This is a genomic window from Ruegeria sp. YTSA219, assembly GCF_059609985.1.
In genome coordinates, this window is the sequence record NZ_JBXWMT010000003.1 from 319,273 (window position 1) to 338,112 (window position 18,840).

Consider the following 18,840-nt stretch of genomic DNA (forward strand, 5'->3'; position numbering starts at 1 on the left):
GACGTTGGCAGTGTCCAGGGATATCGCAGCAGATAGTTTTAGGCGTGCAGACAGGCTGCGCGGGATTGAGTTGTCAGAGATTGTTCAGATCTCTGAGCAGGCTGCGCGCCTTAAGGCGCAGGGTGTCGATGTGGTCGCGCTCAGTACTGGCGAACCTGATTTTCCGACCCCTGAACATGTGGTCGAAGCGGCCCATAAAGCGGCGCTGGCCGGGCAAACACGGTACCCGGCGACGGCAGGGGCGCCGGACGTTCGGGCGGCTATCGCCGTCGGGGCCAGTGTCCAGCCGGAAAACGTGATCGTCTCGACCGGTGCTAAACAGGTTTTGTCCGGGGCGCTGATGGCCACGCTCGATCCCGGGGATGAAGTTATTACCGCGGCGCCGTTCTGGACCAGCTATGCGGATATGGTCAGGTTGTCCGGCGGTATTCCGGTTGTCCTGGACTGTCCGGTTTCTCAGGGGTTCAAGCTGACCCCAGCACAGCTTGAGGTCGCAATTACGCCGCGCACTCGCTGGCTTTTGCTGAACACGCCCTCAAACCCGACCGGCGCGGTCTATACTGAATCGGAAATGCAGGCCCTGGGTCGCGTTTTGGACAGGCATCCCAATGTTTGGGTGATCTCGGATGAGATCTACCAACACCTGACCTATGTTCCCTTCACGCCATTTGTTCAGGCCGTGCCGCATCTGGCGGATAGAGTGCTGACCGTAAATGGAGTTTCCAAGGCCTATTCGATGACCGGGTGGCGGATCGGTTGGGGAATCGGGCCATCACCCTTGATCAAGGCGATGACCGCTGTTCAGGGGCAGATTACATCAGGCGCATGTTCCATCGCGCAGGCGGCAGCATTGGCTGCGATTACCGGGCCGCAAACGCTTTTGGGCGAACGCCTGCAGGCGATGCGAGCACGCCGTGATCTTGTGGTTGCTAGGTTGAATGCCGCGGGTCTGGAGTGTGCCGTTCCGGATGGCGCGTTCTATGTCTTTCCCAAAACACCGGCTGAAATGCCGGTCGATCACGAATTCTGCCGGTATCTGCTGGACGAAGTCGGGGTGGCACTGGTGCCGGGGCGTGCCTTTGGTTTGCCGGGCCATCTGCGGCTTTCTTTTGCTTACGCCACCGAAAGCCTGCAAGAAGGGTTGCGGCGCATTTCTGTTGCGACCGCCAGATTGAAGTAGAGGGGCCGCCATGGATCGCGCTCAGATCGTTCATGAGAATTTCCTGACACGTGTGGCGCAAGGCCACCTGCCTGACGGCGCAGCCCCGCGCCCCGGACTTAGCAATACCGAGGCGGTGTCGCTGTACCGGTCGCAGGTTCTCAGCCGGGCGTTGGACCGGACCAGCCGCGCGATGCAGAAGGCGGGGCAGGGGTTCTACACGATCGGCTCGTCCGGCCACGAAGGCATGGCGGCTGTCGCCCACGCGCTGCGGCCCACGGATATCGCGTTTCTGCACTACCGGGATGCCGCCTTTCAGATCGCACGTTCCGAACAAGTGCCGGGCCAGCAAATCGCCTGGGATATGTTGCTGAGTTTCGCCTGCTCGAAAGAGGACCCGATCTCGGGTGGTCGGCACAAGGTACTGGGCTCAAAGGCGCTGATGATCCCGCCGCAGACCTCGACCATCGCCAGTCATCTGCCCAAAGCTGTGGGTGCGGCCTATTCGCTTGGCGCGGCACGGCGGCACCCGCCCGACCATCGCGAACTGCCTGCCGACGGGATCGCCATGTGTTCCTTCGGGGACGCATCGGCCAACCACTCGACTGCGCAGGGGGCGATCAATACGGCGGGGTGGACCAGCGTACAGTCGACCCCTTTGCCCCTGTTGTTCGTCTGTGAGGATAATGGGATCGGTATCTCGGTCAGAACGCCAAAGGGATGGGTTCAAGCGTCGATGCAGCACCGGCCGGGGATCAAATATTTTCAGGCCAACGGTTTGGATATTTTCGAAACCTATGCGGTTGCGAAAGAGGCAGCGGAATACGTGCGCACTCGGCGCAAACCGGCTTTCCTGCATCTAAGAACCGTTCGGCTTTATGGCCATGCGGGGGCGGACGTCCCGACGACCTATATGGCGAAATCCGAAGTCGAAGCTGATGAGGCAAATGATCCGCTGCTGCATTCGGTGCGGCTGTTGGAACAGGCCGGGGCGCTATCGTCGGATCAGGCGCTGAAGATATATCAGGATACCTGCGCCCGCACCGACAGGATCGCGGCAGAGGCCGTGACCCGCCCGCATCTGACCACCGCGTCCGAAGTCATGGCCAGCTTGATCCCACCAAAACGCACCTGCAAACCCACCAATGGTCCGGGGGCCGAGGCCCGTGCAGCCGCTTTTGGCGGCGACATGCGCGCGATGGACGATCCCCAGCCGATGAGTCGTCTGATCAACTGGGCACTGACCGATCTGATGCTGGAACACGCCGAGATCGTGTGTATGGGCGAAGATGTGGGACGCAAGGGTGGCGTCTATGGCGTGACCCAAAAGCTGCAACAGCGGTTCGGCCCGGATCGGGTGATCGACACGCTGTTGGACGAACAGTCCATTCTGGGGCTGGCCATCGGTATGGGGCATAACGGCTTTGTCCCGATCCCTGAAATTCAGTTTCTTGCCTATTTGCACAATGCCGAGGACCAGATCAGGGGCGAGGCCGCGACCTTGCCGTTTTTCTCGAACGGGCAATTCACCAACCCGATGGTCCTGCGGATCGCGGGGCTGGGATATCAGAAGGGGTTTGGAGGGCATTTCCACAACGACAACTCTCTGGCCGTTCTGCGCGATATTCCCGGTGTGATCATTGCCTGCCCCTCGACCGGTTCGGACGCGGTGCAGATGCTGCGCGAATGCGTAAGGCTGGCGCGCGAAGAACAACGCGTCGTGGCATTCTTGGAACCCATTGCGCTTTATCCGATGCGCGACCTTCATCAGGCGCAGGATGCCGGATGGATGACGACCTATCCTTCGCCGGATCGCAGCATCCGCCTGGGCGAGGTCGGGGTACAGGGGGACGGCACCGATCTGGCGATTGTGACCTATGGCAACGGCCACTACCTGTCGCGGCAAGCCTTGCCCGAACTTGAGGCCGCAGGGATCCGAACCCGGATTATCGACATGCGATGGTTGGCTCCATTACCTGCAGAAGCGTTGCGCGAGGCCAGCAAAACCTGTGCGCATATTCTGGTCGTTGACGAATGCCGCCGGACCGGAAGCCAGTCAGAGGCGCTGACAACTTTCTTCGTCGAAGAAAGCCCCGACACCCCAATCGCCCGGGTAGTGGCAGAAGACAGCTTTATCGCGACCGGGCCTGCATATGCTGCGCCATTGCCGTCAAAGGATAATATTGTCGCCGCTGCGCTCAATCTGACTGGAAACCGCTCATGACCCGTACCGCCGTTGTGATCTGCCCGGGTCGGGGCACCTATAACAAGGCCGAGCTGGGGTATTTGCACCGTCATCACGCAAACCGGATGCAGATGATTGGCGGGTTTGACGCCATCCGCGCCAATGCGGGGCAAGCGGCAGTCACGGCGCTGGACGGTGCTGATCGGTTCACGGTCAGTAAGTACTCGCGCGGTGATGTGGCCTCACCCCTGATTTATGCGGCCTCTTTGGCTGATGCTCAGGTGCTGGCCGATGACATTGAAGTGGTGGCTGTCACCGGCAACTCGATGGGCTGGTACATCGCCCTCGCCGCCGGAGGCGCGGTGTCGCCTGAGGATGGCTTTCGTGTGGTGAATACAATGGGGACGTTGATGCAGGACCACCTAATTGGTGGGCAGCTCGTATACCCATTCACAGACAATAGCTGGGCGGATGACCCACAGCGTAAGGCTGAATTGCTGGCCGATGTGGCGCGGATCAACGCGCAGGACGGTCAGGTTCTGGCATTGTCGATTGATCTGGGTGGAATGCTGGTTCTGGCGGGCAACGAAGAGGGCTTGCGAGCGTTCGAGGCATCGTGGCCGAGTGTGCAAGACAGGTTCCCCATGAGGTTGGCAAATCACGCCGCATTTCACACCCACCTTCAAGCTCCGGTGGCTGCGGAAGGGCGCACGCAACTTGGTGCGGAGCTGTTCAAACAGCCTGACCGGCCTCTGATCGACGGGCGTGGCAAAATCTGGTGGCCGGGTGCGACGGACACGCAGGCACTGTGGGATTACACCCTGGGACATCAGGTGACCGCTGCCTATGACTTCACCCGCGCAATCCAGACCGCCGCGCGCGAATTCGCGCCTGACCTGTTCATCGTGACAGGCCCCGGAGCGACTTTGGGCGGTGCCGTTGCGCAATCGCTGGTTCTGGCCGGGTGGCAGGGGATGTGCGATCGGGCAGCGTTTCAGTCGCAGCAAAAGGCGCGGCCTTTCCTGATCGCGATGGGGCGTGAGGATCAAAGGGCTCTTGCGACGACCTGATCCCGCGTCCTAATGGTTTTTGACACCGCAAGGAGCCCGCATTGAGCGACTACGATCAATCCCTTTGGCTAAACACCTGCCGCGAGCATGTGGAGAGCGCCCCGCTGACCAGCGATTTGTCTGTGGACCTTGCGGTGATCGGCGGCGGTTATACTGGCTGTTCCGCGGCTTTGACGGCCGCACGGGCCGGAGCCTCGGTCTGTGTCTTGGAGGCACAGGAGATCGGGCATGGGGGATCCGGGCGCAATGTGGGGCTGGTCAATGCCGGACTCTGGGTGCGCCCTGCTGACATTTGCGCCCATCTGGGGGATGCGGACGGAACGCGTCTGATCGAAATCCTTGCGGCGGCCCCAAGTGAAGTATTCAGCGTGATCCAGACACATGGGATCGAGTGCGAGCCGATGCGCAAGGGCACGTTGCATTGTGCGCATTCTGGCTCTGGTCTTGCTGATTTGAAAATACGCCATGCACAGTTGCGTCAGGCAGGCGCTCCGGTCGAGTTGCTGTCGTCGGACAAGACGTACCAGCGCACGGGCAGCGCCACCTTTCGTGGAGCTCTGTTCGACCCGCGCGCCGGAACGATCCAGCCGATGGCATATGTGCGTGGTCTGGCCCGCGCGGCTGCCGCAACCGGGGCACGCGTTCACACGCACAGCCCAGTGATGACGATGCGCCATGTCGATGGCCAGTGGCTGTTGGAAACCCCGCAGGCCACGGTGCGCGCCAAATCAGTGATCCAGGCCACCAACGCGTATCATCGGAACCTGCCCGATACGGCACCGGCCTATGTTCCTGTCTCGTATTTTCAATTCACTACTGCGCCGTTGTCCGACAATCTGCGCGCGAGTATTCTTCCCGGAGCCGAAGGATGTTGGGATACCGGCCTGATCATGACCTCTTTCCGAATGGATCACGACGGGCGCTTTATCCTCGGCGCAATGGGCAATCTAGAACATGCGGGCAGCGCCGCGCACACCGGATGGATCAAGCGCAAACTGTCAGAGCTTTATCCTCAGCTTGCGGATCAACCCTTGCAGCAGGGATGGCATGGCCGCATTGCGATGACCTCGGACCACATTCCCAAGATCACCCGGATCGGACCGGATGCGGTTTCGATCCATGGCTATTCAGGCCGGGGTATCGGGCCGGGCACGGTGTTTGGCCGTATGGCGGCTGAGAGCCTTTTGGCAGGGGATCCGGCGTTGCTGCCAGTTCCCGCTGTGGCGGAACATACTGAACGCTGGACCCGCCTGCGTCACGCCTACTTTGAAACCGGTGCTGCACTGACCCATTTGATCAAGGCGCGCTGATGTCAGCTGCTATGGCTTCGATCCTTCTGCGCAGCCAACGATGCGCCGGGTCATTGGCCGACCTTTGGTGCCAGACCATGTAAAGCGGAACCGGGGTGCATTCGAAGGGCAAATGCGCACAGTCCAACCCGGCCAGAGGACCTTGTCTCATCAAGGCGGTATCGGTCGAGATCAACGAGCTGCCCCGCACAAAGGCCGGTATCGCGTTGAAATGGGGCAGAGTCACAACCGGTGCCCTGATCTGGCTTTGATCAACGCCCCGCATGACGGCACGGGTGTTGCGGCCATCGGAAAAGCGAACCTCGATATGGTCGCTCTCGCAGTAGGTCTGCCAACTGTTTGGCGGGGTGCAATGGCCGGCATCATAAAACATCATCAGCGGGCTTTCGAGCAGCCGTTTCTGGTAAATGTCCGGCCCATCCGGTGGCAGAGGGGTGACCATCAACTGACACCGGTCGCTGCGCAACAGGTCCGGATCGGGAACGCCCGATGGGATGAACTCCAACCGTAGCCGTGCACCCTCGGCGCGTGTGTCGCGCAACAGCCTTGGGAATATCACTTCGCGTGGCATGTCATTTGTGGCGATGCGAATGTCGATCTGTTCGGATAACGGGTCAAAGGGGCGACCGTCAGTCAAGGCACGCATCCCGTCCAGCACCGTTTGAATAGGGTCCTTCAGGGACAAGGCACGTTCGGTCGGGGTCAGGCCCTGACCTGAACGTACAAACAACGGATCGCCCAGCACCTGCCGCAGTTTGGACAGCGTGTGGCTGATTGCCGATTGCGTGACCCCCAGCCGATCCGCTGCTTTCGAGACCGAGCTTTCCTCGAGTATTGTCAGAAAGACCCGCAGGACTTTGCCGTCCAAATCAGTAAAATCATTTTTATTCATATTATTTATGATTAAGTATGAATGGTTTTGCTGTCTACCGGGCATTAAGGGTCAGACGGGCTAGGGGAGGCACGCTATGGGAATCCGTTTCTTTTCAGACCGGAACAGGCCAGTTCATATGGGCGGCTACCCGCTAGAGCGGTTGGCGCGGCAAGACACAATGCCGGACCTGTCACAGGTGCCGCCTATGGGCGATCTTAGTTTTCGCCGCCCCGATCAGCCCCACAGCATCGTCAATGCGATGGGTGAGTTTCAGGCGATGATGGATGCGATCCGCGACGGGTTGGTGAACCCGGCAATGGGCGATATCCCGTCAGATCCGAATGCGCGCGCCAACCATCTGAAAGCCTTTGGTTATTTCAACGATGCGTCGATGATTGGGTGCGGACCACTGCCGCCCGAAGCACTGTTGCCCGAGCCGCGCCGCAACCCTGATATAGACCGGCTGGCTGATGCCCTGAGGACACGGCAAACCAAGACGCTGGCCTCGGGCATTGATGTCATCATGGCGGATTTGAAGGACAGTATCGAGGCTGCGCCAAAGCCAATCGACAGCCACCGCCATGCAATCGTGTTTCTGTACGAACACAACCGAGACCCGGACCTGTCCGAGCCCGGAACCGATTGGATCGTGGATGCGCAGGATCATCGCGCTTGTTTGTTGGCAACCGAGAATGCGGTGGTGATTGCCAACTACATCCGATTGCTTGGCTTTGATGCACGGGCGCATACGGCGATGTCGTCGGATGTTGATCTGGGCAAACTGGCGGTCGCCGCGGGATTGGCCTCGGCCGAAGGTGGACAACTTGTTGCCCCGTGGCTTGGGACCCGGTTCGGGTTGGCCGTGGTAACGACCGAGCTGCAGATCACGCATGACAAGCCGCTGTGTCCGATGGCTCAACAACCGTGGTTTCGTACGCAAGGTCCGGCATGGTGGTTGGGGTCGGGTTTTGCCAAGAATGCGCTGAACCGCGACCCCTATGCTAAGCGCCGTTATGTGGATGGGGCGCATCCGTTCGAAAAGCTCAAGCGCGTCGAAACGCCGACCACCTACATTGATGAAGAAAACGTCGCCCGCGTCCCCAAACGGGCCGACATGTTTGCACGGGCGCAATTCGGCGACATGGGAAAACCCATGCAGGACGCGGCCAAGGGCGGGCATTACGTGCGCAAGGCGGCCCCCAGTTTCGCGCAGCGGCGCGCGCTGGGCGCGTTTGTTCTGCTGCAGGATGGCGACAGCGCCGAGACAGCGCCGCCGACAGATGCCGCCCGGAATGCCGCTAATATCAAAGCGGCGAGCTATTTCCTTGGTGCGGATGCGGTGGGCCTCAGCTGCTGCCCCGTATGGGCGTGGTATTCACATGATGCTGCCGGAGAAGAGATCACGCCGCCGCATGATCAAGCCATCAGCATGATCATTGATCAGGGTTACGAGACCATGGAAGGGTCCAGTGGTGACGACTGGATTGCAGTGGCCCAATCCATGCGCGCCTATCTGCGGTTCTCGCTTATGGGTGGGGTCGTTGCACAGCAGATCCGCAACCTTGGGTACAAGGCAAAGGCCCATACGGTGATGGATGGCGAGGTGCTGCAGCCTCCGCTTTTGCTCTTGTCGGGACTGGGAGAGGTCAGCCGGATTGGCGAGGTCATCCTGAACCCCTATCTGGGTCCGCGTCTGAAATCCGGCGCGGTGACAACGGACATGCCTCTGGCTCATGACAAGCCGATAGATTTTGGACTGCAGAGTTTTTGTGAAAGCTGCAACAAATGCGCGCGAGAATGCCCCTCGGGGGCGATCACCGCTGGGCCAAAACTGATGTTCAATGGCTATGAAATCTGGAAATCCGACAGCCAGAAATGCGCCACTTATCGGGTGACAACATCGGGTGGTGCGATGTGCGGGCGGTGCATGAAAACCTGCCCATGGAATCTGGAAGGCATCTTCAAGGAACGTCCCTTCCGCTGGGCCGCGATGAACTTCCCCCAAGCCGCGCCAGCGCTGGCGAAACTGGACGATGCAGTGGGCAATGGTGGCTTGAACGACACCAAGAAATGGTGGTGGGATATCGAATTGCAGCCCGACGGCGCGTATCGCCCGACCCAGCATCCGCTGAACCGGCGCAACCTGCAGACGGACCTTGCCCTGAAATATGAGGATCAGACGCTGGCGGTCTATCCCGCCTATCTGGCCCCGCATCCCTGGCCCTATCCTTTTGCCATGGACCGCGAAGCCGGGATTGCAGCTTATGAAGCGATGGTCACGGCAGAGGAGTACAAGGCACGCAAGGCCGCCGGGGACATGTCTGTTGTTCACAACTATTCGATCGCAGGTGATGCCCCTGTCATGCGGGTCGAGCTGAGCATGGTCGACCGGATGACGGATGATGTGACCAAATATGAGTTCGCGACGCTGGATGGCGCGCCGCTGCCTCAGTGGACCGCAGGCGCCCATCTGGACGTGCTGGTCGCGCCAGAGTTCCTGCGGCAATATTCAATGTCCGGCAATCCGGCGAACCCAGCGACCTATCAGATCGGTGTCTTGCGCGAGGATGAGGGGCGGGGCGGCTCGGCCCTGTTGCACCGGATTTTTACCGAAGGGCGCAAGGTTTTCATCTCGAAACCCATCAACCATTTCGAACTGGATGAGACCGCCACCAGGACATTCCTGATGGGCGGCGGGATCGGCATCACGCCGATGATCGCCTTTGCCCACCGCCTGCACAGTCTGGGCAAACCCTTTGACCTGCATTACTCGGCCAGTACCCGCGCCGGGGCGGGGTATCTGGACGATCTGGCCGCAATGCCCTGGGCCGATCACGTGCACTATCATTTCTCGGACGAAGGTACGCGCGCTGATTTACAGTCAATCCTGTCGGGATATCAGGCAGGTTGGCACGTCTATACCTGCGGCCCGGATCGGTACATGGAAGGCGTGATGCAGGCAGCGGAACGTCAGGGGTTCCCAGACGAGGCGCGGCATCTGGAGTATTTCTCCGTTCCCGAGCAGCCCGAATATGAGAACCATTCTTTCACGCTGAAACTGGTCAAATCGGGGCGAGAGCTGCAGGTTCCCGCCGACAAACACGCGGCGCAGGTGCTGAACGAAGCCGGAATTCAGGTCGATGTGAAATGTTCGGACGGAATTTGCGGCGTCTGTAAATGCGGTGTGATTTCGGGTGAAATCGAGCATAGGGATTTCGTGCTGTCGAACAAGCAGCGCGAAGGCGCAATCATCCTGTGCCAAAGCCGTGCTGCGGACCCGGACGGGGTGGTCGAGATCGACCTCTGATCCGAGGTCTGGAAACGTCATTTCGGGATCGAAAAATAGGTCGTTCTTGCCATGGACGCCAGTGTGTTGCTGCATTAACGTCCCTGCGAACCCCAGTGGATCCTGACCAACAGGCGCGAGGTAAAATCATGGATTATCACAGCCCTGCCAGCTTTGCCGAGGCGTCGGCTCTGGCAGAAAATGCAAAAGGCGTTACACGGTTTCTTGCCGGTGGCACCGATGTTCTGGTGCAGTTGCGCTCGGAATTGGTGACGCCTGATACATTGATAGACATCAAGAAAATCAATGGCGTAAGCGATATCACCCGCAATGCTGACGGCAGCTGGACGCTGGGCGTGGCGGCGACAGGTGCGGAAATGAGCGAACACCCTGGGTTGGGCCTCGACTGGCCCGGCGTGGTCGAAGCGATGGATTTGATCGGATCGACTCAGGTGCAGGGGCGGGCGACGCTGACTGGCAACCTGTGCAATGGCTCGCCTGCGGCGGATTCGGTGCCAGCCATGGTGGCAGCGGGCGTGACCGTGACAGTCACCGGACCAAGTGGCACACGTGAGGTTGCCGTCGAAGATATTCCGACCGGCCCGGGCAGAACGTCCTTGACCAAGGGTGAACTGATCTCGGCGGTCAATATTCCTGCACGCGGCGAAAACGGAGGTGATGCCTATCTGCGGTTCATCCCAAGGACCGAGATGGATATTGCGGTGGTTGGCGTAGGTGTAAATCTCCGTCTGGACGGGGATACCATCACCGAGGTCCGCGTGTCGCTGGGCGCTGTGGCTCCGACTGTTCTACTTGTCGAAGACTGCGCCAAGGCGATCATGGGCAGCACCCTTGACGATGCTGCATTGGACGCGCTTGCCGCTGCCGCATCTACTGCCTGTAACCCGATCGACGACAAGCGCGGCACGATCGCATTCCGTACAGAAGTGGCCGGGGTTCTGGCCAAACGCGCCGCGAAAATCGCCTATGCCCGCGCCAAGGGAGAGCAAGCATGAGCAAGTTCCACGTATCCACCACCGTCAATGGTGACACGGTCGAATACCTATGTGACCCACGCGAGACCCTGCTGGACTGTCTGCGCGACAAGCTGAACCTTACCGGTGCGAAAGAAGGCTGCGGCACCGGCGATTGCGGTGCCTGCTCGGTAACTGTCGATGGCCGTTTGGTTTGTTCCTGCCTGATGCTTGGGATCGAAGCAGAGGGTAAACAGATCGAGACGGTCGAAGGTATTGCAGACGGGGACGTTCTGCATCCGCTGCAGAAGAAGATGATTGAATATGCTGCTCTTCAATGCGGTATCTGCACCCCCGGTATTCTGGTCGCGGCCAAATCGTTGCTGGAAAAGAACCCGAACCCGACCGAGGAAGAGACACGGTATTGGTTGGCTGGTAATCTCTGCCGCTGCACCGGGTATGACAAGATCATTCGCGCCGTGATGGATACAGCGGCTGAACTGCGGGAGGCTTCGTAATGGCACTCGACGATCGCAAATCTGAATTCACTTTCGTTGGCACCCGACCGAACCGCCCTGACGGGCTGGACAAGGTCACGGGGCGCGCGAAATTTGGTGCTGACGCCACCGCACCGGGCATGTTGCACGGGGCTATTCTGCGCTCGCCCCATGCCCATGCGCGGATCGTAAAGATCGACACCTCCAAGGCCCAAGCGCATAAAGACGTCAAAGCCGTTGTGACCCGTGACGATTTCGCTGAGGTGCCGTTTAAGCCCGGTCTTGAAGGTGAGTTCTGGAACGTGCTGGAAAACGTTATGGCAGGCGAGAAGGCCCTGTATGACGGCCACGCGGTGGCAGCTATTGCGGCAACTTCGGCGCTGTCGGCTCGTGACGCACTCAATCTGATTGAGGTCGAATATGAGGTGCTGCCCCATGTGACCGATGTCGACAAAGCGATGGCCCCGGACGCTCCGGTTATACGCGAGGGGGCGGCGGATTATTCCGTGCCCGAAGGGATGCACCCGAACGTCGTGCGCTATCACGAAAGCGGGCATGGCGATGTCGAGGTCGGTTTTGCCGAAGCGGATCTGGTTGTTGAAGACAGCTTCGTCACCGAGGCAACCCATCAGGGCTATATCGAACCTCATGCCTGTTTGGCGACGCTGGGAAATGACGGCAAGGGTGAGCTGTGGTGCACCACCCAAGGGCACTGGATCGCGCAGAAAACCTGTGCGGCTTTGCTGGGGATCGAAACATCGCAACTGCGGGTGACGGCGTCCGAGATTGGCGGCGGCTTTGGTGGCAAGACAACCGTATTCATCGAGCCGGTCGCGCTGGCGCTGAGCCGCAAGGCCAACCGCCCGGTCAAGCTGGTGATGACCCGATCCGAGGTATTCCGGGCCACCGGTCCGACGGCCTCCGCGTCGATGGATATCAAGATCGGGATGAAGAATGACGGCACGATCACCGCAGCGCAAGGCGTGTTCCGCCTGCAGGGTGGGGCCTTCCCCGGCGCGCCGGGTGATATGACGGCCATGTGTGCCTTTGCTCCTTATAACCTGACTAACGTCAAGCAGGTGGGCTATGATGTCATGGCCAACCGCCCGAAACAGGCCGCCTATCGCGCGCCCGGCGCGCCGATGGGGGCGTTTGCGGTTGAATCGGTGATTGACGAGCTGTGCAAGAAGCTGGGGCTGGACCCCGTGGATGTGCGCCTGAAAAACGCCGCCTACGAAGGTACCAAGGCCAGCTATGGCCCGCGCTACGAACGCATCGGTCTGGTCGAAACGCTTGAGGCCGCCAAGGCGCATCCGCACTATTCTGCGCCACTGAAACCAGGGCAGGGGCGTGGGATATCCTGTGGATTCTGGTTCAATCACGGGGGCGAGACATCCGTGTCGCTGGCCCTGTCCGAGGATGGTTCGGCCCAGCTGATGGTCGGCACGCCCGATATCGGCGGTTCGCGCGCGTCGATGGCGCTGATGGCAGCCGAGGTGTTGGGCATTCCCTACGAGAATATTCGCGTAACCATCGCGGACACGGCAACACTCGGCTATAACGACGTTTCGCACGGCTCGCGCGTGACTTATGCCTCAGGGCTGGCCACGATCAAGGCGGCCCGGCATGCGGTTGAAAAGCTGAGCGAACGCGCGGCGGCCAAGTGGGGCATCTCGGTAGATGCGGTGAAATGGGAAAACGGCTGCGCGGTGCCCTCGGGCCCCAATGCGGGCGATTTCGATCCGATGCCGCTGGCCGATATCACCGCCGATATGGGTGCGACCGGTGGTCCGATCTCGGGCCATTTCGAAGCGACCCCGGAAGGCGCAGGCGTGTCATTCGGCACACATATCGTCGATGCCGAGGTCGACCCGGAAACCGGCAAGACCAGCATCACCCGCTATACGGTCATTCAAGACGCCGGAAAGGCGATCCACCCGACCTATGTGGAAGGCCAGTATCAGGGTGGCGCGGCGCAGGGCATCGGTTGGGCGCTGAACGAGGAATATGTCTATGGCGAGGATGGTCGTCTGCAGAACTCGATCTTCCTCGATTATCGTATCCCGGTCGCCAGCGACTTGCCGATGATCGATACGGTGATCGTCGAAGTTCCCAACCCCGGCCACCCGTTTGGGGTGCGTGGTGTGGGTGAAACCGGCATTGTGCCGCCGCTGGCAGCCATCGCCAACGCGGTTTCGAACGCTGCAGGAGTGCGGATGAAGCAACTGCCAATGTCACCGCCGCGCATTTTGGCGGCGCTCAAGGACAATGGTTGAGGTCCACCTTTGGTCCGGCCTCCGGTCTCTGACCGGGGGTCAACAGGTGGTCGAGGTCGAGGCCAAAACCACCGGCGAGCTGCTGCGGGAACTTGCGCGGGTTCATCCGCAGCTTCAGGCACCGATTGATGCCGGTGTATCTATCTCAATCAACGGGCGCGTGATCGCCAGCGGGCTGACTGAACCGATCCCCGAGGGCAGCGAAGTCTATCTGATGCAAAGGCTGCGCGGCGGTTAGCCTTGGGGAGACCAAGGTTCGCGCCCGACCATCCTGTCTGCTTCGGCGGTGATGTCGTTCATATGCGCCTCAAGGCTGAGGCGAAGGGCCTCGAGTTCTTCTTCACTGGCCTTGCGGGGAACGTTTTCGGTCCATTCCCGGCACAAAAAGACGCCCTGATTGCGCCAAGGGCGTGGCATCAGCAGGCGGTCCCAGGTTCCGGCCTCGCTGCCGTGGCGAGCGGAAAAGGTGATCCCGAAGACCCGCTTGCCCGAGGTGCGGGCCCAAACCAGAGGCACGGTCGACAGCACCCGTTCCGGGCCGCGCGGGCCGTCAGCAGCGATCCCGATGGAAATGCCGCGCTTGATCTTGCCGATCACTTCGCGTGACACCGCGATGTTGTTGGCGTTTTTGCTGGTCATGGCGATGGTGTCCATGCCGAACAGTTTCTGCACCCGACCAACCATGCTGCCAGCGCGTGCCGAGGATGTGATCGAGCAGATACGCCCCTTATCCAACGGAAAGAAATAGGGCGATTGTGCCAGTCGCTGATGCCAAAGGACAACGATGACCGGCTCGCCCTGATCGGCCAGTTGGTCCAGCTCTTCATAGCCGATGCGTTGCCATTGGGTGTTGCGGTTAACCATCCGAATATAGCTCGCGATGCGGCGGGCGGTCCAATTCAGGACGGCCTCGCTATCGGCGATTTTCTTGCGGATACTCACTAATGGTGACCCTCATATTGATCAAACCGTGTCTTATAGAACTCAACGCCATACGCAACTTGTTTGTCGTGCGCATAACTGAGGAGGAATCTGAAAAAGCCTCTTGAGTCCGCCGCGCGGCTAGCATATTTGAGGCGCACCTTAGGGGTATAGCTCAGTTGGTAGAGCGACGGTCTCCAAAACCGTAGGTCGCGGGTTCGAACCCTGCTGCCCCTGCCATTCTCTCCATTGCCAGAAGTTTGTGCCAGCTTGGGCGGAATGGGACACGTGTGACCCTTTGCGCAGCCTAGCTGTTACAACTTGGACCAGCAGAGCATTCGACCGATGCGATAAACCGCGTTCTGGTTGCTCAACAAATCACGGTCTAACCCAAAATCGGTGATATGCCACCGGCAAAAGCGGCCAAGATTGGGGCCGTCAGGGCGAAGCCGGCGCGGATGATGTCACCTGTTCCTTCTGTCAGCTTATGCGACGATCTCCAGTCATCAATGTCGAATGTCTGGTCTGTGCCGCCCTGATTTCGGGCAGCCAAAGCGAGGTTAGAAATTCTTCCGTCCAGAAGGACTGCCACGGGAAGAAAGTAGCTGAGCATTAGCAAGCAAAAATATGTGCCGGTGAACAAGGCCGATGCGTTGAGCAATGCGCTATAGGCGGCCCTTTCTGATTCAGCGATCATGGGCAAGGGCCAGTACATCCAGCTTGCGGCAAAGAACATGCCGAAGGTCAGCACCAGACTGGACAGGTAGAGCTGCTGCCGCATCTGCCGCAAGTTTTGCGCCAGCTCAGCTGCGGTTGCTTCGATGTCCTGAGATTCATGCCGACCAAGACACAATATCATTCCGACAATCAACGACCCGATCGCAAGGCCGGCCATTGCATTCACCAGGTCCAGAATACGGTTGAACAGCGAAAGAACAGGGGCCTGCCCGCATTTCCCAAACATCCAGCTATCTTCCGAACCGGAACATGCCGGCAAGGTGCCTTGCGACAATGCTGTTTCAAAAACGGCTTTGCCGATCTGGTGGTAAATCTGCGGGCTTTGGTCGGTCATATGCTTTTGAATGGTCGGCACGAGAGCCAGAAACACGATGGCGACTACAATCGCGATTGCCGCGATCCGGGTGTTTTTTTCGATCGGGCGTGACAGGGTCCGGAACAAGACTGCCACGGGCAACAAGGCCAGCGATAAAAAGAACCAGGACGCGGCAAGAAACCGAAATCGACCAACGGCTTCCTGCCAAGAGCTACCGCTCAACACAAAGTTTACTGGAACGTCCAGTTCATTGGCGATCATTTGGTTCTGGATCAGTTTATGGATTGCGAAAACACATACCGGCAGCAGGGCGATGGCAAAATAGCGCGGTTTTACTCGGCTTTTTGACACGTGATACCTTTCTAGCCCGGGCGTTGCACAGCACACAGTTTAGCACAAAACTCGTACATCGATGCCTGGAGTTTCAGGCGGGCTTTCTGATGGTGACAATCGAACGGCCGGTACGTTTGCCCATTTGCCCCAGCCAGACCGCCAGAAGTACAATACAGACACCGGCGATCTGCACAAAGGTCAGGTTTTGCCCAAGCATGACCCAACCAATCATTACGGCGGATAGCGGGCTGAGAAAGCCAAGTGCCGAGACCGCAGAGGGTTCGATCCGGGCGAGGCCTCGGAACCACAGGATATAGGTCAGGGCAGCCCCGATGACGCTCAGATAACCAATTCCGAGAAGGTTGTTTTTTTCAAGCGCTGGTAAGGCGGGCTCAAACATCAGTGCAAGCGGCACCAGCATCAGCCCGCCGGCGGTTAGTTGCCAAGCGGTAAATGTCAGCAGCGGCACTGGCGGTTGCCATTTGCGCGTCAGGACAGTTCCTGCTCCCATCGAAAGGGCGCCACCCAGTCCAGCGATCAGGCCTACCGTATCAAGATTGATAGCTGTACCGAGGACAAGGCACCCGACGCCGATCACCCCCAACAGCGCTGCGCCGACCGATCTCAGCCCAACCGGGGTGTTCAGCAGAAATGCCGACAGGAAGACTACAATAAGAGGTTGTACCGCGCCGACAGTGGCTGCGACCCCACCGGGGAGCCTGTAAGCCGCGACGAAAAGCAGGGTCCAGAACACGGTGAAATTGAGCGCGCCTAGAATGAATATGCGGCCCCACCAATGACCCCTTGGAAGTTGACGGGACAAAACTAGAAGCAGCAGCCCGGCAGGCAGCGCACGCAGCGCGGCCATCGTGATCGGATATCCGACGGGCAAAAATTCGGTCGTAACATAATAAGTGCTACCCCAGATCAAAGGGGCAACAGCAGTTAGGGCGATGTCGGTTTGGTGTCTCATGGCGAATCCCTTTATCTTGACGTCAAGATATATTGTAAAATCTTGACGTCAAGATAAAGTTGGGCTAGCCAGAATTCATGGATCATGTGGAGCAAATTATCGCGCAGTGGAACAGTGCCCGGCCCGACCTGGATGTGGGGCCAATGGAAACCGTTGGTCGACTGACGCGGTTGGCGGTTCAGTTGCGAAGGGCGATGGAGCATACTTGGGCTCTTCATGACATGAACGCTGCCAGCTTTGATGTCCTTGCCACGTTGCGAAGGTCTGGCAAGCCAGAGGGTCTTTCACCTGGCGAGCTTTTGGAGCTTACAATGGTGACGTCCGGCACAATGACGAATCGCGTCGATCAACTGGTTAAGGCGGGGATGGTCGAAAGAGTGCAAAACCCTGAGGATGGCCGGGGCTTCCTGATCCGTCTTACCCAAAACGGATTCAAAGCGATTGAGGCCGCCGTTTCGGATCATGTAGAGACTCAGCAGCGCCTGGTTCAGGGTTTGTCCCTGCAACAGCGCGATCAACTCAATCACCTGCTCAGATCGTTGTCTGAAACGCTGGACTGATCCGGGCAGGTAAGCATTCTGGATCGGGGTGCCAATTCCGATGTGGCATAAGCCGTTTTAGTGCGCACGGCTCAAATTCTATAATTCTTGGGCTATGCGGTTTCCTCGGTCAGGGGATTGGCATATTGTCCAAACGAATTTCAGGTAGCCGGATGAGGATACATGTCGCGCTTCGATGGATATTTCCTGCGGCAACTGCTGATTCTGTTCGGCTTTTTCACACTGATTCTGGTGGGGGTTTTCTGGATCACCCGCTCGGTCAGCCTGTTTGACCGTGTCATCAGCGGTGGTCAATCGGCCATGGTGTTTCTTGAATTTACCGCTCTTACTTTGCCGACGCTGATCCGTACGGTGATGCCCATGGCCGTGTTCGCAGCGGCCGTCTATGCCACCAACCGCCTGAGCCGTGAAAGCGAGCTAACGGTGATGCTGGCCACAGGCTCCAGCCCGTGGCGGCTGGCTCGCGCTGTTGTTCTGTTCGGTCTTGTTGCTGGTCTGATGATGGCCTCGATCAGTGTTTTCCTGCGCCCGGCCTCGGTCGATCTACTGGAAAAACGGCAGGCCGAAGTGGCGGGTGACGTCACAGCGCAGTTATTGAATGAAGGCGAATTCCTGCATCCTGCAAGTGACGTGACCGTCTATATTGGGGGAATTGATCTGGACGGGACTTTGCGCGAAGTTTTTGTTTCGGACCGGCGGGATAAAACCAGCCCGGTCAGCTATTCCAGCCAAACAGCTTATCTGGTCAATAACGGCTCGGGCATTCATCTGGTGATGGTTGACGGAGTTGCCCTGCGTCAGGACCGGCAGGGACGTACCCTGTCGTCTACACTGTTTCAGGACGCGTCCTATGACATCTCAGAATTGACGAGTGCTGACAACGCGGCCGAGCGAAGCCTCGAGGCCATTCCCACCGCAGAGCTGTTGCGCGACCGGGCTGCGATTGCGGCAGCAGAAGGGTTCACTGAGGGCGCGTTGATCGACGAGCTGCATCAGCGATTTTCGTGGATCACCATTTGTATCGCGGTCGCGATGGCGGGCTATGCAACCCTTATGTTGGGCAGCTTTTCCAGATTTGGCCTGTGGCCACAGATTTTTGGAGCATTCATAATTCTGGTCCTTTTGGAAGGTATGCGCGGCTTTGTGTCCCCGTTGGTGATCGAAGACCCGAAATTGTGGCTATTGCTCTATTTGCCTGCTGTCATGGGCATATTGATCTCGTGCCTGTTTCTTTTGATTGCAGGTCGTCCGCTTCTGCGCGTGCGCGCAAGAAAACACTCGCGGGCGTTGTCCCAAGCCTGAAGTTACGGCGCATTTCGGCGCAATGTTCTTCGGCCAAGCTAATTCGTTTTTTCGCTCAGGTTTTCT

General features: G+C 59.0%; 15 protein-coding genes and 1 tRNA gene. 12 read left to right on the forward strand and 4 right to left on the reverse strand.

All coding sequences use genetic code 11. From position 1 onward, the window contains the following. The first annotated feature begins 10 nt into the window (after positions 1-10). The 4 genes from AC2FFB_RS07095 to AC2FFB_RS07110 are packed head-to-tail and all read left to right on the forward strand — an operon-like array spanning position 11 to position 5,724. On the forward strand, positions 11-1,180 hold the full coding sequence (locus AC2FFB_RS07095; RefSeq protein WP_496693680.1) for a pyridoxal phosphate-dependent aminotransferase: 1,170 nt from the start codon (positions 11-13) through the stop codon (positions 1,178-1,180). A 10-nt stretch (positions 1,181-1,190) separates the two neighbouring features. Then, complete coding sequence (locus AC2FFB_RS07100; RefSeq protein WP_496693645.1) at positions 1,191-3,383, forward strand: dehydrogenase E1 component subunit alpha/beta; 2,193 nt, start codon at positions 1,191-1,193, stop codon at positions 3,381-3,383. After that, positions 3,380-4,414: an ACP S-malonyltransferase gene (locus tag AC2FFB_RS07105; protein WP_282021580.1), complete on the forward strand. Its 1,035-nt coding sequence runs from the start codon at positions 3,380-3,382 to the stop codon at positions 4,412-4,414. The genes AC2FFB_RS07100 and AC2FFB_RS07105 overlap by 4 nt, the downstream gene beginning before the upstream one ends. 41 nt (positions 4,415-4,455) lie before the next feature. Then, positions 4,456-5,724, forward strand: a complete 1,269-nt coding sequence (locus AC2FFB_RS07110) for an NAD(P)/FAD-dependent oxidoreductase (protein ID WP_496688824.1) — start codon at positions 4,456-4,458, stop codon at positions 5,722-5,724. Here the strand turns inward: AC2FFB_RS07110 and AC2FFB_RS07115 are convergent. Beyond that, positions 5,711-6,616 carry a LysR family transcriptional regulator gene (locus tag AC2FFB_RS07115; protein ID WP_496688822.1) on the reverse strand — a complete coding sequence of 302 codons (906 nt, stop codon included), beginning with the start codon at positions 6,614-6,616 and terminating at the stop codon, positions 5,711-5,713. The two genes, AC2FFB_RS07110 and AC2FFB_RS07115, sit on opposite strands and share 14 nt — an antisense overlap. A 76-nt stretch (positions 6,617-6,692) precedes the next feature. Here AC2FFB_RS07115 and AC2FFB_RS07120 point away from each other — a divergent pair, with 76 nt between their 5' ends. From AC2FFB_RS07120 to AC2FFB_RS07140, 5 genes are all read left to right on the forward strand, one after another. After that, the gene (locus AC2FFB_RS07120; RefSeq protein ID WP_496874707.1) at positions 6,693-9,905 is read left to right on the forward strand and encodes a reductive dehalogenase; all 3,213 of its coding nucleotides are present in this window, start codon (positions 6,693-6,695) and stop codon (positions 9,903-9,905) included. Positions 9,906-10,033: 128 nt separating this feature from the next. Continuing rightward, the gene (locus AC2FFB_RS07125; protein ID WP_496874708.1) at positions 10,034-10,900 is read left to right on the forward strand and encodes an FAD binding domain-containing protein; all 867 of its coding nucleotides are present in this window, start codon (positions 10,034-10,036) and stop codon (positions 10,898-10,900) included. After that, positions 10,897-11,376 (forward strand): (2Fe-2S)-binding protein, encoded by a 480-nt coding sequence (locus tag AC2FFB_RS07130; protein ID WP_142635794.1) that lies wholly within the window; start codon positions 10,897-10,899, stop codon positions 11,374-11,376. Before AC2FFB_RS07125 ends, AC2FFB_RS07130 begins: the two co-directional genes overlap by 4 nt. Continuing rightward, a complete protein-coding gene (locus AC2FFB_RS07135) occupies positions 11,376-13,631 on the forward strand; it encodes a xanthine dehydrogenase family protein molybdopterin-binding subunit (RefSeq protein ID WP_496874709.1) in 2,256 nt (751 codons plus the stop codon). Before AC2FFB_RS07130 ends, AC2FFB_RS07135 begins: the two co-directional genes overlap by 1 nt. Further along, positions 13,624-13,869 (forward strand): MoaD/ThiS family protein, encoded by a 246-nt coding sequence (locus AC2FFB_RS07140; protein ID WP_142635798.1) that lies wholly within the window; start codon positions 13,624-13,626, stop codon positions 13,867-13,869. Before AC2FFB_RS07135 ends, AC2FFB_RS07140 begins: the two co-directional genes overlap by 8 nt. On the opposite strand, the gene AC2FFB_RS07145 is transcribed toward AC2FFB_RS07140, so the two are convergent. After that, positions 13,866-14,573: a lysophospholipid acyltransferase family protein gene (locus AC2FFB_RS07145; RefSeq protein WP_496688816.1), complete on the reverse strand. Its 708-nt coding sequence runs from the start codon at positions 14,571-14,573 to the stop codon at positions 13,866-13,868. The two genes, AC2FFB_RS07140 and AC2FFB_RS07145, sit on opposite strands and share 4 nt — an antisense overlap. A 143-nt stretch (positions 14,574-14,716) precedes the next feature. On the opposite strand from AC2FFB_RS07145, the gene AC2FFB_RS07150 reads away from it, so the two are divergent. Then, positions 14,717-14,792 (forward strand) — tRNA-Trp (locus AC2FFB_RS07150). 145 nt (positions 14,793-14,937) lie between these two features. On the opposite strand, the gene AC2FFB_RS07155 is transcribed toward AC2FFB_RS07150, so the two are convergent. After that, complete coding sequence (locus AC2FFB_RS07155; protein WP_281995326.1) at positions 14,938-15,957, reverse strand: hypothetical protein; 1,020 nt, start codon at positions 15,955-15,957, stop codon at positions 14,938-14,940. A 73-nt stretch (positions 15,958-16,030) separates the two neighbouring features. Then, positions 16,031-16,912, reverse strand: coding sequence for an EamA family transporter (locus AC2FFB_RS07160; protein WP_496693649.1), 882 nt, complete (start codon positions 16,910-16,912; stop codon positions 16,031-16,033). A 77-nt stretch (positions 16,913-16,989) separates the two neighbouring features. On the opposite strand from AC2FFB_RS07160, the gene AC2FFB_RS07165 reads away from it, so the two are divergent. Continuing rightward, positions 16,990-17,472, forward strand: a complete 483-nt coding sequence (locus tag AC2FFB_RS07165) for a MarR family winged helix-turn-helix transcriptional regulator (RefSeq protein ID WP_281995324.1) — start codon at positions 16,990-16,992, stop codon at positions 17,470-17,472. Positions 17,473-17,634: 162 nt separating this feature from the next. Continuing rightward, positions 17,635-18,774: an LPS export ABC transporter permease LptF gene (lptF, locus tag AC2FFB_RS07170; protein WP_496874710.1), complete on the forward strand. Its 1,140-nt coding sequence runs from the start codon at positions 17,635-17,637 to the stop codon at positions 18,772-18,774. Positions 18,775-18,840 lie beyond the last annotated feature (66 nt).

What these genes read in the sequence shown, in the direction of transcription:
- AC2FFB_RS07100 (WP_496693645.1), top strand. Translation starts at nt 1,191, where the DNA reads ATGGATCGCGCTCAGATCGTTCATGAGAATTTCCTGACACGTGTGGCG.
- AC2FFB_RS07105 (WP_282021580.1), top strand. Translation starts at nt 3,380, where the DNA reads ATGACCCGTACCGCCGTTGTGATCTGCCCGGGTCGGGGCACCTATAAC.
- AC2FFB_RS07115 (WP_496688822.1), bottom strand. Translation starts at nt 6,616, where the DNA reads ATGAATAAAAATGATTTTACTGATTTGGACGGCAAAGTCCTGCGGGTC.
- AC2FFB_RS07120 (WP_496874707.1), top strand. Translation starts at nt 6,693, where the DNA reads ATGGGAATCCGTTTCTTTTCAGACCGGAACAGGCCAGTTCATATGGGC.
- AC2FFB_RS07125 (WP_496874708.1), top strand. Translation starts at nt 10,034, where the DNA reads ATGGATTATCACAGCCCTGCCAGCTTTGCCGAGGCGTCGGCTCTGGCA.
- AC2FFB_RS07130 (WP_142635794.1), top strand. Translation starts at nt 10,897, where the DNA reads ATGAGCAAGTTCCACGTATCCACCACCGTCAATGGTGACACGGTCGAA.
- AC2FFB_RS07135 (WP_496874709.1), top strand. Translation starts at nt 11,376, where the DNA reads ATGGCACTCGACGATCGCAAATCTGAATTCACTTTCGTTGGCACCCGA.
- AC2FFB_RS07140 (WP_142635798.1), top strand. Translation starts at nt 13,624, where the DNA reads ATGGTTGAGGTCCACCTTTGGTCCGGCCTCCGGTCTCTGACCGGGGGT.
- AC2FFB_RS07160 (WP_496693649.1), bottom strand. Translation starts at nt 16,912, where the DNA reads ATGAGACACCAAACCGACATCGCCCTAACTGCTGTTGCCCCTTTGATC.
- AC2FFB_RS07165 (WP_281995324.1), top strand. Translation starts at nt 16,990, where the DNA reads ATGGATCATGTGGAGCAAATTATCGCGCAGTGGAACAGTGCCCGGCCC.
- lptF (WP_496874710.1), top strand. Translation starts at nt 17,635, where the DNA reads ATGTCGCGCTTCGATGGATATTTCCTGCGGCAACTGCTGATTCTGTTC.